The organism is Ruminococcus sporogenes (assembly GCF_054655175.1).
This window is the reverse complement of the sequence record NZ_BAAHOA010000002.1, coordinates 435,764-449,772: the sequence shown is the minus strand read 5'-3', so window position 1 is coordinate 449,772 and position 14,009 is coordinate 435,764. Positions and strand designations below refer to the sequence as shown.

At 39.3% G+C, this 14,009-nt stretch carries 14 protein-coding genes; 9 read left to right on the top strand and 5 right to left on the bottom strand.

Annotated elements, in window-relative coordinates:
* The first annotated feature begins 58 nt into the window (after positions 1 to 58).
* From ACYQ0N_RS08605 to ACYQ0N_RS08565, 9 genes are all read left to right on the top strand, one after another.
* Positions 59 to 283 carry a hypothetical protein gene (locus ACYQ0N_RS08605; RefSeq protein ID WP_177532712.1) on the top strand — a complete coding sequence of 75 codons (225 nt, stop codon included), beginning with the start codon at positions 59 to 61 and terminating at the stop codon, positions 281 to 283.
* On the top strand, positions 283 to 3,495 hold the full coding sequence (locus ACYQ0N_RS08600) for a hypothetical protein (protein ID WP_460162436.1): 3,213 nt from the start codon (positions 283 to 285) through the stop codon (positions 3,493 to 3,495). Before ACYQ0N_RS08605 ends, ACYQ0N_RS08600 begins: the two co-directional genes overlap by 1 nt.
* Before the next feature lie 2 nt (positions 3,496 to 3,497).
* Positions 3,498 to 4,340: a distal tail protein Dit gene (locus ACYQ0N_RS08595; protein ID WP_460162435.1), complete on the top strand. Its 843-nt coding sequence runs from the start codon at positions 3,498 to 3,500 to the stop codon at positions 4,338 to 4,340.
* Positions 4,340 to 5,815 (top strand): phage tail spike protein, encoded by a 1,476-nt coding sequence (locus ACYQ0N_RS08590; RefSeq protein ID WP_460162434.1) that lies wholly within the window; start codon positions 4,340 to 4,342, stop codon positions 5,813 to 5,815. The genes ACYQ0N_RS08595 and ACYQ0N_RS08590 overlap by 1 nt, the downstream gene beginning before the upstream one ends.
* Entirely contained in the window at positions 5,815 to 6,102 is a 288-nt protein-coding gene (locus tag ACYQ0N_RS08585) for a hypothetical protein (RefSeq protein ID WP_460162433.1), read from the top strand. Before ACYQ0N_RS08590 ends, ACYQ0N_RS08585 begins: the two co-directional genes overlap by 1 nt.
* 370 nt (positions 6,103 to 6,472) lie before the next feature.
* Complete coding sequence (locus ACYQ0N_RS08580; protein WP_460162355.1) at positions 6,473 to 7,192, top strand: hypothetical protein; 720 nt, start codon at positions 6,473 to 6,475, stop codon at positions 7,190 to 7,192.
* Positions 7,193 to 7,202: 10 nt separating this feature from the next.
* Positions 7,203 to 8,099 carry a hypothetical protein gene (locus ACYQ0N_RS08575; protein ID WP_460161764.1) on the top strand — a complete coding sequence of 299 codons (897 nt, stop codon included), beginning with the start codon at positions 7,203 to 7,205 and terminating at the stop codon, positions 8,097 to 8,099.
* Between the two features lie 14 nt (positions 8,100 to 8,113).
* Entirely contained in the window at positions 8,114 to 8,569 is a 456-nt protein-coding gene (locus tag ACYQ0N_RS08570) for a phage holin family protein (RefSeq protein ID WP_460161765.1), read from the top strand.
* Positions 8,570 to 8,936: 367 nt separating this feature from the next.
* Entirely contained in the window at positions 8,937 to 9,752 is an 816-nt protein-coding gene (locus ACYQ0N_RS08565) for an N-acetylmuramoyl-L-alanine amidase (RefSeq protein ID WP_460162432.1), read from the top strand.
* Between the two features lie 42 nt (positions 9,753 to 9,794).
* On the opposite strand, the gene ACYQ0N_RS08560 is transcribed toward ACYQ0N_RS08565, so the two are convergent.
* The 5 genes from ACYQ0N_RS08560 to ACYQ0N_RS08540 form a co-directional block, all read right to left on the bottom strand.
* Complete coding sequence (locus tag ACYQ0N_RS08560; RefSeq protein WP_460162356.1) at positions 9,795 to 9,992, bottom strand: hypothetical protein; 198 nt, start codon at positions 9,990 to 9,992, stop codon at positions 9,795 to 9,797.
* Positions 9,993 to 10,064: 72 nt separating this feature from the next.
* Positions 10,065 to 10,853 carry a DUF3037 domain-containing protein gene (locus tag ACYQ0N_RS08555; RefSeq protein ID WP_460162357.1) on the bottom strand — a complete coding sequence of 263 codons (789 nt, stop codon included), beginning with the start codon at positions 10,851 to 10,853 and terminating at the stop codon, positions 10,065 to 10,067.
* Entirely contained in the window at positions 10,850 to 11,638 is a 789-nt protein-coding gene (locus tag ACYQ0N_RS08550; RefSeq protein ID WP_460162358.1) for a HipA family kinase, read from the bottom strand. The genes ACYQ0N_RS08555 and ACYQ0N_RS08550 overlap by 4 nt, the downstream gene beginning before the upstream one ends.
* A gap of 315 nt (positions 11,639 to 11,953) precedes the next feature.
* The gene (locus tag ACYQ0N_RS08545) at positions 11,954 to 13,288 is read right to left on the bottom strand and encodes a GHKL domain-containing protein (RefSeq protein ID WP_460162359.1); all 1,335 of its coding nucleotides are present in this window, start codon (positions 13,286 to 13,288) and stop codon (positions 11,954 to 11,956) included.
* Positions 13,288 to 13,992 carry a LytR/AlgR family response regulator transcription factor gene (locus ACYQ0N_RS08540; RefSeq protein ID WP_460162360.1) on the bottom strand — a complete coding sequence of 235 codons (705 nt, stop codon included), beginning with the start codon at positions 13,990 to 13,992 and terminating at the stop codon, positions 13,288 to 13,290. Before ACYQ0N_RS08540 ends, ACYQ0N_RS08545 begins: the two co-directional genes overlap by 1 nt.
* Positions 13,993 to 14,009 lie beyond the last annotated feature (17 nt).

Here is a 14,009-nt window from a genome sequence, read left to right as displayed (position 1 = left end):
AAGGTACGGAAATGCGGAAACGCTTCTTGACGGTTACATATCGACAGGGCGTTTCTGTATGTTCCTTAAAGAATTTGAAAATTTATGCACAGAAGAGCGTGCTTGGGATGTGTGGAAGCATAAAATAAACGGTAAATCGTTCGCTGAGTTTTACAGTCAGATTAAAAAGGATGAAAAGCCGGAAGCGAACGCCGAAGAAATCAACAGGGAAGATGTGAAAAGTACTGTTTGTCAGAGCTTAGACATCTTATCGGGGTTTAATCCGTATGAGGAGGTGAGTTAATGGAGCTTTTTAGACTGTTTGGAAAAATAGCGGTGGATAATTCAGAAGCTAATAGAGCGATTGAGGATACAACTAAAAAGTCAAAAGGAATCGGTGACGGCTTCAAAGAAAGCAAAATTTCGATTGGGAAAAGTCTTAATGAAATTGCTGCTGAAAGCGGGAAAAATATAAACGAACTAAAATCTGATATCATGAAACTTGCGAGTGAATACAAAAAGCAAGGAATGGATGCCAGTACGGCAACAAAAAAAGCGTATGCCGATTTTGGCTATACGGCAAAGCAAACACATAAAAATGTTGAAGCCGAGGTTAAAGATACTGTTGAGAAAATAGACGAAGCATTAGGCGAATCATCAAAAACCTTTAACGACACTTCACAAAAAGTAGCGGATACTCTTAGTGATACAGCAGGAAAAGCTGAACATTCCGAAAGCCGCATGACTTCCGCATTTAAAAAAATCGGCGCGGCGGTTGCCACTTATCTTGCCGCTGACAAAATAAAAGAGTTCGGTCAAGCGTGCGTGGATATGTCTGCGGAGGTATCGGCAGAACAGTCGGCATTCGAGCAAATAATGGGTGATTATTCCGATACGGCGCAGGAAAAGGTAAACGAAATCGCCGACGCTACAGGGATGGTGAATACCCGTCTCACGCCGTACATGACTTCAATGACGGCTAAATTTAAAGGTTTGGGCTATGACATAGGGGACGCTACGGACTATGCGAAGCAGGGGCTTAATATTGCAGCCGACGCGGCCGCATTTTGGGATAAATCCTTAGACGATTCCATGTCCGCGCTTAACAGCTTTGTTAACGGCTCATATGAAGGCGGCGAGGCTATAGGGCTGTTTGCCAATGATACGCAGATGGCCGCGTATGCTGTTAAAGAAGGGCTGGTAAGCGAAGCGAAGGAATGGTCTAAGCTTGAAGAGAAAATAAAGCAGGCCACAAGGCTTGAATATGCCGAGAAAATGCAGAAGGCTTCCGGAGCGGTAGGACAGGCAGCTAAGGAATCAAAGCAATACGCAAACGTACAGGCCAATTTAAATGAAAAATGGAGGCAGTTCAAAGCGCAGATAGGGGAGCCCATTCTACAGAATATTGTACTGCCTGCTATGGATAAGCTAAGCGGTTTCATTACAAATAAGCTTTCACCCGGATTTGATAATCTGAAAAAGAAAGTCGCTGAAAATAAAGACCGGCTTATAGCTTTGAAAGATAGGTTTGTTGATTGCGGAAAGTACCTTATAAATACCTTTTCGCCCGCATTTTCCAGTTTGAAAAAGTTATTTATTACGGTTAAGGACGCGATAAAGCCACTTATCGACAGGGTTATAGGGTACTCCGAGTCAGGAGAAGAGGCAACGTCCTCTACAAGTTTGTTGAAAGAGGCTATACAGCTTGCGGCGGATGTGATAGAAAAAACAGCCGATATTGTGTCAGGATTTGTTGAGTGGATTACAAGCGGAAGCACCAGCGCAGAAGTATTTAAGAGTATAATTTTAACGCTTGCGGCGGGATTTACTACTTATAAGGGTATTCTACTCGTCGTTAATGCGGCGGAAAAGGCACAGATAGCCGTTACAAAAGGTCTCGCGGCGGCTCATGCTTTGCTTAACTCAATGACGCCGTTCGGGTGGGCTGCGGTAGCTGCTACTACATTAGGCGCGCTTGTCGCGGCAGCTGTTAAAATGTCCGAACCTAATGACAAACTCGCCGAGGAATTTGCGAAGCTTTCGGAAGAAGAGCAAGCCTTACACGATAGAACTATCGAGCTGATAAAAAGTTATGATTCCTGGAGTGACGCCAGAGATGAAGCGATGTCAAGCATAGAAACTGAATTCGGCGCTTATGAAACACTCGCCGAAGAATTAGATAACATAGTTGACAAAAACGGGAAAATCAAGAAAGGGTATGAAGACAGAGCGACCATAATTACAGGTGAACTTTCCGAGGCTTTGGGGATAGAAATTGAAATTGTTGACGGCGTTATTCAAAAATACGGGGAATTGCAAACTTCGATTTCTGATACTATAGAATTGCAAAAAGCGCAGGCTATTCAGGAAAGTCTGAAAGACGATTATGTAGAAGCTTTGGAAAAGGTTAAAGAAGCCGAGGAGAATTATTATAGTTCACTTGTGGAGTACAATTCAGCATTCGCAGAAGTTGAAGATACACAGAGCAAGCTTAACTACATAACTGGGCTGACAACCGAGCAATTTGAAGCGCAGGCGCTTATGCTGCTCGGAAGCGAAAACGCATATATGACACAATCCGAAGCTATTGATTATCTTCAAAGTAAATATGATGGTCTAAGCGAAAAGTTTGTAGGCATTAGAGATGACTATATAAAAACCGAAGGAGCATTCGTAGATTATAATACTACGATAAAAAATTATGAAGGGCATTCGTCTGCTATAATAAGCGGCGATTCAGAAAAGATAAAATCAGCCAATGATAATCTTTTAGGAAGCTTTCAAACTGCTGAAACAGGTACTGAACGCAGCTTAAAAAATCAGGTTAAAACAATAGAAACAGAACTTGAAGAAATGCAAAAGGCATTTAAAAAAGGAAACGCAAATATTACAAAAGAGGATTTGGAAGCCAAAGAAGAACTTTATAATCAAGCAAAAGCCGAGTTAACCAAATATGAGAATTTGCACGGCGAAAAAGGGAGCAAGTCCGGTTGGAAATTTGCGACCAGTTTAAAGAAAATGGCGGCCGAAACAGAAAAAAGCGGTAAGGAATTAGCTCAATCCGGGTTAAACGGAGTAAAATCAGTTGACTTTGGTCCGGCGGGAACAGAAGCGGGCAATCAATTCGGACTTAGTCTGAAAAATGTTTTTAATGATACCGTAGGCTCAATAATGGAAAAAATAAACAGTATTAACATTTCGAATATACCGGGGGCTGTAAAATTAAATGTTAATATACCTAAATTTACTACGCTTGCTACGGGCGGAATAGTAGACCGAGCGACTATTGCACAAATAGGAGAGGACGGTCCCGAAGCGGTTGTTCCACTGAAAAACAACACAGAATGGATTGATCGTGTTGCGCATAAAGTAGCTGAAGCTATGGGTAACGGCGGTACGACAGTAAATTATATCTTTGAAAACGTAATCATAAACAGCGATGCAGATATAGAAGAGCATGCATATAAGCTTGAGGCAATGCGGCAGAAAGCCGCTTTAGCTATAGGAGGCGTTTAATATTGAGTTATTTTATATTTAATGGCGTTGACAGCCGTACTTTAGGCGTAACTTCAAAATCTGCAATCCCTCCGATTGCAGAGCGCGCTTTTAAAACCACGGAAATACCGGGCAGAGCGGAGCCTCTGAACAGGCTTGACGTTATGCGTAAAAACATAAAGCTGCCTATTACGTTGAGCATTGTTGATATGAGTAAGCTTTCAGAAATAAACGCGTGGCTTCAAGGCAAAGGCGATTTAATTTTAAGCGACGATTTATCCAAAAAATATCGCGCGTATATTAATCAGGCAATATCGCCCGCCCGTTTATTAAAGCTTTATGGCAGCATACCGATTATATTTACAGTTGAGCCTTTCCGATATTCCGTCACAAACCCGTTTGTATCAACGCCTATGGGAATGGACGACGATACGCTCACAGGCTCGATGACGATAATAAACAACGGTACCGCTGAAAGCGAGCCTAAATGGTATTTCAGCTTTGCGGGAAAGCTCAGGGTTACGGTCAACGGCAGTGAAAACCCTCTTGTTATTACAACGCCCGGAGAATATACCGGTGAATATGAGGCCGACGTTTCAGGCGGTACGGCTAAGTATTACTACGATTACAAGCAGCAGAATATCTATGTTGACGTTTCGTCAAGGCTTGCGTATATGTTTTCAGGCAGTAAAAAGCTTGTGGTAGTAAACCAGACTGCGGGAATATTCCCCGCGCTGAAACCCGGAGAGAACAGCATAGTCGTTGAGCTGGTCCAGGAGGAGTGGGAGCACGACGGGAGAATATACAAGTCTCATAACCAAAAGCTCCAGTATTTGGGTTACAACAAAAATGAGAGGTGGTATTGATGTATGACTACATAAGCGTGTTTGCGCCCGATGAAACCGACTTCTCTCACAACGGCTTGCGTATACTGTGTCCCGTTTCCTGTGAGATAACAGAGGTTTTAAACGGCGAATATTCATTGACTTTAAATCACCCCCGCGACGAATGGGGTAACTGGAAATATATCCGAGAAAACTACATCATAAAGGCGCAGGGACAGCTTTTCAGAATATACCGGAAATCGCTTTCAATGTCGACGGACGGAAATTACGAGGTCAAAGCGGACGCTATGCACATCTTCTACGACCTTAATTATTACTTTATCCGTGACACCCGCCCTATGATGCAGACAGGCAGCGACGCACTCAACTGGATTGTTACTCACACATACACCGACAGAGGAAGCAGTACGGCGGAACAGCCTGCCGAACGCTTTCTGTTTTCAACGGACATAAAGCCCTCCGGAGAGTTTCCGTCCGCCGACGATTTAAAAACGGCTTATTATGAAAAAATGTCGGTTACCAAAGCGTTGATCGGAGCGGATAACTGCTTTATAACCGTTTGGGGCGGAGAGCTTTTAAGGGATAACTTCAATGTTGTAATTAACAGGCGGAGGGGCGAGGATAACGCCTTTTCCATACGATACGGCTTTGACATGACGGAAATTCAACAGGAGGTAGATTATTCGAATTACTGTTCCACAATCTACTACGAAGCGACTATTTATAACGAAAGCATTGTGAACAATGAAAAACAGAGAAATGAAACGGTACTGACTGGTACGGCTTCGCTTAATACTCTTGATATGGCGGTCCTTCCAGTTCCGCCTATGCAGTTTTACAGCTTTGAAATCAATATTAAAGATATAAAGCGCATTGTTAAAGGTACTGTAAAAAAAATAACCGATCTTCCGGTTGAAGGCAACAGCATGGGCGATATTTATTATGTTGAAAAACTCGCGGACGGCACAAGCGCATATTATGTGTGGGCAAACACATCGCTTTCAGAATCGCCCCAGTGGACATTAAGCGAAATTCCCACGATAGCGGAAATGAAAACCGCCTGTGAGGAACGCGCAAAGGAATATATGCTCATCAATTGCCAGCCGAGTATAAATTACCGAGTAAGCTTTGCCGACCTTAAAAACTATGATTTATATAAAAGCTTTATAGGCTTGCAGGAATGTAATTTAGGAGATATAGGGACGGTTTATCATGAGCTGTTAGGAATAAACACAACGCAGCAGATCGTCAAGAAAACAATCGACGGCATAACGGGCGAAGCTATCGGTATAGAGCTTGGCTCTCTGCGTAAGTCTTTTACCAGCGACGGCAGAATAAACGGCGGTATAAATTCAGTACAGTCCGAGCTGATAAAAAATGAAATAGCCGCTGAGAACACATGGGAGAATCTCGGTAATTTAGGCTATGAAATGCAGGACTTAAACCTTTCATGGACTGAGCTGACGGGAAATCCAATTGTAGGAGGCGTTGACTAATGCCGCTTGTTAATATACCGGCTAATCGAAACGTAGGAGCGTGTGTCGGAGACATAAACGCCAACTTTAAATACCTTGACCGAGAAAGCAAGGATAAAAGCGGAGAATATACGCAAGATACTCAAGCAAAGGTCTGGGTGATACTTCACAGCTTAAACAAAAAGCCGTCGGTTACAGTCATAGACGATACCGGGGCGGTTGTTCTCTGCGATATAGAGTATACGAATGAAAACACCGTCACCCTTAGGTTTTCCGAGCCTACGGCGGGAACGGTTTATTTAAATTAACGCTTGACATATTTTATGAAAAATTGTATAATAATAAAAAAGGGCATACCGATAGACGGTCGCTCCCATAATGCTGAGTTATAAAAATAACCGCCTATGTGAGAGTATGGCGGTTATTTCCTTTTATTATGAAACACAGTATAAATTAACGCTGTATATGTAGTCAGAAAGGCCGCAAACTGAAGCAGTTCGCTCCATGACACATAATTCATAATTATCACTCCCTTCCGGGAGCAGGATTGACCGCCTACCGTTTTAGGTATGCCTTGATACAAATTATACAATATTATGCCATAAAAGTCAATATTTTACAAAGCGTTCCGTAAGGGGCGCATTTTTTATGCCCAAATTTAAGAAAAGAGGTTTTATTATGAGTGTAAAAGCGAAAACTGGAATTGATTTATGTAACAATCAGCTGCTGAACGCGGTACTGGAAAACAAAGCAATGTCGTCCGCTCCGGATTCTCCCGTTGCGGGAAGCTTTTTCTGGGACACAACGAACAACTGCCTTAAAATTTACAACGGCTCCGACTGGATAAATTACAACCCGCTTGACGCATTTGAATTTTCAAGTACTTCAAGCGGAGTTTTAACCGTATTGAAAAAGAAAAACAGCAGCCTTTCGCCATCTGTTCAGAGTATTAAAGTAATTGACCCGAATGCGTTTGAAGAGGCGGGAGCGGCCGCCCAGGCTTACGCAAGCGCAAGATCGTATACGGACGAAAAGGTTTCCGCACTGCTTGGCGGCGCGCCATCGGAGGCTCTCGACACCATATTCGAGCTTGCGCAGGCGGTGGAGGATAACAAGGACCTTATAGAAAGCCTGCAGTCTCTTGTTACAAACGGAGTACACAAGGCTAAAATACTATGCCCTGCTCTTACGCCTGCAAGCGGCGTATGTACTTGGGCGTGCAATCACGGTTTATCGCTTGCTGGAAACGATACCGCCGTACTATGCGACGTGTATACGTCAAGCGGTGAAAAGGTGATGTGCGATATCACGATAAACAGCAGATCAAACGTAATAATCAAAATATCAAGCGACACTACGATAACGGCAGGCTCTTATTACGCTGTCGTCGTAGGATAAGGAGGAGCTTATGAAAAATCTTTCCCCGATAAATGAAAGCAAAGACGCTGTAACCAAGGAGTATGTTGATAACAAGAACTTTGCCGGCAGTACAACGCCGGGCGGGGCGGCTGCAAGCGCAGAAAAACTTACAAAAAGCGTAGGCTCACCGACAGTTCCGATTTATCTTGATAATGGCGTGCCTATGGTAAGCAAGTATACTTTAGGCAGTATGGCGGCTAAGAATGCAGATGATTATTCCAAGGCAAATCATACCCATGATTATCTGCCTCTAAGCGGCGGAACTATGAATCCTGATTCGGAGATAGTCATACCCTACGGAGCGACGGGAAGAGCCGCGGGACTCGGAAGAAACGGAATGAGGGTATATACCACAAGCAACGGGTCTCCTTGGGCTTCGGGAGTGAGCTTTTATAAGACCGATAAGGAAACCTCGCTTGGAGCAATAGGAGCATACGGACGCACCGACACCCTGGAGTATTACTATATAGGCAGTTATCAGAATCCGGTAGTAAAGATAACGCCCGATGGAAAAATAACTACGGCGGCAGGCGGAAATCTTTTGTATGACGGCTCTATTCTGAGTACGAGCGGAGAAGCTTCAATCTCAGGATTAGCCGACTACTCTGTAGTCTTGATAAATTTAAACGGATCCGCAAGTACCGGCTTTAAATATGGAGTATCGTCGATGATACCGATATCGTATTTATCGAAATCCGCCGATAACATATATCGCATATACGGCGGAATCCCGTCCTCTTCGTATATCACATCAAGCGGTCCGCAGGCCGCTAAGGATATGGGAGGCTATATAACGGCTTCTATGCCGGACAAGAACACGCTGGAGCTTGCTATGGATTCAAGCGGTTCCGCAATAGGAAGCGTACAGATATATTCAATAATTTAAAGGGGGCTAATGTAATGAACGATAAGATAAAATACATACTTTCCGTTATCGGAGGGTTTATAGCGACGGCCACAAAGCAATACGGGCTTATACTTCTTTTTGTGGTGATAGGAATAGTATTCGATTTCGTTACGGGACTGGTCAAAAGCAAAATAACGGGCGTTCCCTGGTCAAGTAAAAGAGGCTTTATCGGCTTCTGGAAAAAGATATCGCTTCTCGCGGCGTTGTTTTTCGGGGTATTTCTGGACTACTTCATACCCATGTCTCTTGAAAAAATAGTATCTGTCGAAGTACCCTTTGCTTTGCCCTTCGGTTTAATCATCGGAAGCTACATAGTGCTTAACGAATGCATATCTATATGCGAGAATCTCTACGAATGCAACCCGGATATTATTCCGAAATGGATAGCTAATTTATTAAAGAACGCTAAAGGGAAAATAAATGAGGATAAAAACGGCCAAGACGGTTGACACATACGGTTAATTGTTGTATAATAATAAAAAAGGGGCATACCGATAGACGGTCGCTCCCAATAAGTAAGTTAAGTAAATAACCGTCTTAGTTTGGTAGCTGAGGGCGGTTATTTCCTTTTATTATGAAACACAGTATAAATTAACGCTGTGTATGTAGTCAGAAAGGCCGCAAACTGAAGCAGTTCGCTCCATGACACATAATTCATAATTATCACTCCCTTCCGGGAGCAGGATTGACCGCCTACCGTTTCAGGTATGCCTTGATACAAATTATACAATATTATATAATAAAAGTCAATATTTTACAAAGCGTTCCGTAAGGAGCGCATTTTTTATATCCAAATTTAAGAAAAGAGGTTTTATTATGAGTAAAAAAGTATTTATAGGAGTAGGACATGGTGGTAAGGATCCAGGAGCAAACTCCGATTATATGACAGAAAAAGAATATAACTTAAAGACCGCTAAGCTTGTAGCGCAGTATCTCAAAGAGGCGGGAGTGGAATACAAGCTGTCGAGAACTGCGGATGTAGATACCGATATGGACAGCAAGGTCGCAATGTGCAACGCGTACAATCCCGATCTTGTAATAGACGTTCATTACAACGCGGGAGGCGGAACGGGCTTTGAGGTATATTACAGCCATGTAGGCGGTACTTCAAAAACGCTTGCCGAAAACATCAATACTGAAATGAAAAAGCTTATGAAAAGCAGAGGAGTAAAGACAAAGCTTAATTCTATCGGAAGAGACTACTTCGCAATAATCAGGCTGACCGACGCTCCGGCCGTTTTGCTGGAGGGCGGATTTGTAGACACCAAATCGGACGCAGACTATATCAAGGCAAATTACAGTAAGATAGCAAGAGCTTATGCGGACGGTATTCTGAAAACTCTGGGAATAACGGTTAAGACTGACAGTGTTTCGGCTGATAAGCCTGTACTGGACAAAACGGGCTATAAGAAGGGCGACAGCACTATCGGCGTGCTTTCCCTTAAAGAGCTGCTGCTCCTTGCGAAAAAGGCCGGAATAAATAAGTATGGAATGGATAAAAACATATGGTTTGGAGACGGAACTCTGAACGCAGTGAATTATCTATTAGGGCAATGGGGTTATAAACAAAACGGGATTGCCGGACAGAATTTTATAAAAAGACTGCATACGGAGCTTGAAAAGAAGATGTAATAAGTTAAATCCCCTCGGACTTAATTGTCTGAGGGGATTTTTTTATACTTTGGAAATATCTATATTTTTCTTTGAAGAACTAGGGGTTTTATACTTTGTAATACTAGTTTTTCTTTGCGAAAAATATAGTATTCTTTCTTGAAAATACGTGTCATCTTCCCATCCGCATTCATCACAAATATAAGCTCCGAAATAAGAATTAAATCCTATTACTTTTCCACATTTAGGACATACTTTCATTGTAATACCTCCATTAACCTAAAACATCCATTATAAGTAACGCCGTCAAAAGGTATTTGAGTTACCTTATGTTTAGCTAAAATATTCTTTGCTAAATTCCTGCGTACTTACAAATTTTTCAATTAATGATAATCCTGCTTCAAAATCGAATATATTATCGGAAGACTTTTTTAATATATCTATACAAGTTTTTACATTTGCATTATATTCCTCATTGCCATTAAAATCCTGAGAATATATAATTATAGTTTTTAAGTTTTTAGGTGTATTTTCGCAATTCCATGCCCAGGCTTTTATATCATTCATCATATGATTGATGGATTTATTTTTAAAGTTAAAAAACTTGATTCCATAATTATTAAAAATTATATCATACGTAATTTGATCTCCAAAGTTTCCCTTTATTTTTTTATTTTGTTTATATGATTTGTGACTAGATTCTAAGATTTTCTTTATCAACTGTTTTTGTTCCAGTTCAGATAATCTATTATTTTTTTCATAGTCATATTTTAAATATAATTTAGTAATATCATCTATGGTTTTAGCTAAATCAGTAAAAGCTATTTTAATGGGTTTACTAAAATGAAACTCATTCATATAATATTTTGTAAAATCATTAATGTTGAATTTTTTATCCTCGTTATATAGTGAAAGCTGTATATCATTTTTAATGGATGATATAAGAAATTTTAATGCGTTTATATCTAATTCATCATCAAAACTTTTAATTCTACTAAATTTTTTTATACTGTGAAATTCTTGAAAATTATCAGATGAGAATAAGACTCCTATGTTTACATGTTCTCCAGCCACTAAAATAGGGGTATATCTTAGTACGGAGTATTCCAGACATTTACTCATCTCAATCTCTTCCTTTCTTCTATAATCATGCTCACAGTTTCATCTATATGTTCAACTCTATATATTAAATATTTAATATCCAACTCATCCACATATTTAATCCAAGATGATGGCAATGAACTTATTATATCATTTATTATTGATTCAGTCAACTTTAATTTGATTAAACGAGTAAATCTATGTGTATTTTCATTGTTAAAGTTTATAATTTCAAAAAGAGATTTATACGTATAATCGTTATATTCTAATATATCTGTATCTAAGTAATCAGAATTTTTCATTCCTTGTATAAATGTATTCTTATCCCAAATAGATTGATTTTTGAAAACATGGCTATGATCAATTGCTAACATTTTTATATCTTTTGATATAGTGATTAGAATATTACCTTCATGTCTATCTTTATTATATATTAAATGATCAAAAATTATTAATTTATTAAATTGTTCTTTATTTACCACTGATGATATTTTTGAAGGAGAAAAAGGCACAGCCTTATTTATAAATTTAGAATAAAAACATAAGCCATAATTACTGTCAGATACATTAATATTACTTGGTATTGAACATTCAGGTGTAAACTCACAAATTCCATAGCCAGGTGTATCAAGCCCTAATATTTCAGCTAATTTATACGAAATAAATTCATTTATTAATATTAAATTACCTTCTGGGTTATTTGGATATTTGAGAATAGCATAATCACCGTTACTAAGTACACAAAAAAATGGGGATGTTGCAGTGTTTTCAGAATAACATTTTATAACTTGTTTTACGATTAACATATTTGAAAATCCTCATATGGTAAAATGTGACATAATCTATTATAATATTACTATAAATTTATAAAAAAATCAATAGTTAATGAAAAAATAATAACACTCGTACTGATAAAATTTAGATAAATACGGAATTCAAGCTGCATCAATAGCATATAAAAAAAGCCGAGTCCAATAACGAACTCAGCAATCACCACTTTGTACAATCAAAAAAATTGTATCAGCAGTATATAAAACTAACAATTTAATTATACCACATTTTTTTTGATTTTACAAGAGGTTTTATAAGGTGGTATTATATGTGGATTTATTCACCGTATATCACTCTTCCGGTCTAAGCCATACTCGCGCTACGAAACGGTTATTTTCCTCTGTAAATTCAGCGTTGCCGTTATACTTTTCAGCTCGTCTTTTAACGCTTTTGATACCAAGCCCATGATTTTTGACGTCGGTCTTGCTTGTTTTAAGGCGACTATTATGTGCTAATACTGATTTTTCTATGGGGTTTGATATTTCAACCGAGTATGCTCCGCCAAACACATCAAGTTTTATTATAATCTCGTAGTCTTTAAAGCTGTCGGTATACGCTTCTGTGGCATTGTCGAGGAGATTACCGATAATAGTACAAATATCTATGATGTCAACATTTTGAAAGCCTTCTGTTTTGCTAAAATCGCTGCTTGCGTGGCATTTTATATTTATCTTATCATAACATTCAGCATATTTTTGCTGAATGATTGCGTTAATATAAGCATTTTTCACACCTGTATATACCACACGGCCGCTATGTATTCTATTAACCAACTGTGAATAATGCTCACGTATCTTATCATACTCTTTATGGTCTAAAAGACTGGTTGTTGTTACAGCAACATTTTCAATGTCATGCTTAATACTCCGTATCTCTTCTTCTCTTTTTATATACTCGTCAAGATTCTTTTTCATCGCCTTATTTTCAAACTGGTAAAATTTTATTTCCTCAGATTTCTGCTTATTTTGGGCAGAACGAAATATCCCGTACAGAGAAAGCCCATTAATCACTAACGCGATAAGAGAAGCAAACGTCATGATTAAAGGCTTATAATGGCTTACGTTTTGCTGAAAAACATATAACCCCATTGCAAACGAGGCTGTGCATATAAAAAGCAGAGCTATCCACTCCGCAGAGCCGAAACTAAAGTCGGCGTTACGTAGATTTTTACGATACCATCTGTAAAAGCCGTATGAGGCAAGCGCAAACAGCAGCTTTGTTATAACTAAAATAGCTATACGTACCGCGCCTTGTATGTAAACGGCAGCGTGCAATCCGTTACCGTCAAGAAAACTATTAAACGCCATCATAACGGGGATGTTTATAAGAAATATCATATAATTATTTATAAATATTATATAAAATTTGAAAAATAGATTTCCTTTCAAAAAAAGTACTGCAAATATCATACTTATAATAAGTTGTGATATACCCGGAAGCGTTTCCGAAACTTTTGCCGGCAAATAATTTGCTAAAAAAGCAATATTTATGAAAGAAACAAGCGTATAAACTATATATTTTAAGTACTTATGTCCGGGGCTTTTATAGCCCAATACCATTGTTGTAAAGCCTGTGATGATAACTGCTTCAGCCAGACTGGCTGAGTGTTCTATCAAGCTCCACATTATCTAAACCTTTGCCCCCTTAAGTAAATACATTTTTTTAATATGTTTTCCTTTTTTGATTGGCTGTACTTAAGCGTTTCTCCTGTTGTCAGGTACACAACATCTTTTAAATCCGCAATAAACCTATAATTTACCATTAAGCTACGGCTTAAAGTAACAAACTTATCAAAACGCGAATCTATCTGTAGATTACTTAAAGTATTTCGGTCGTTGTAAATCCCAGATTCTGTGTGAAATAAAGCCTCGTGGTTTTTCATTTCGATGTATACGATGTCAGAAATTCGTACACTTATATTTTTCGTGTCATAGGTCTGTTTTGCTATTTTTTCTTCCTCTAATAAAAAATCAAAGGCGTTGTATAGTTTTGTTTCTCCGGCGCTTTTATATATGTAGGCGCACAGGTCATACTCGACGGCTACATCGCCGCAAGTCTCATTACTGCTTAAAAACATCACGGGTAAATCCGGACAAATTTTTCGGATGTCCTTAACTAATTCTATCCCCGAATATCCGGGCATCTCAATGTCTAATACGGCTACGTCTATTTTATATTTTTGTGTTTCTATGTCTGCCATTAGATCGTGTCCGTTAAGATACTTTATTATTTGACAGGTCATCCCACGGTCATAATAGTAATAATCCTTGATCGTCTTTTCAAAATAGTCGAGAAAAAATTGCTCATCGTCGCAGATTGCTATTAACATATATCCTCCTTTCTTGT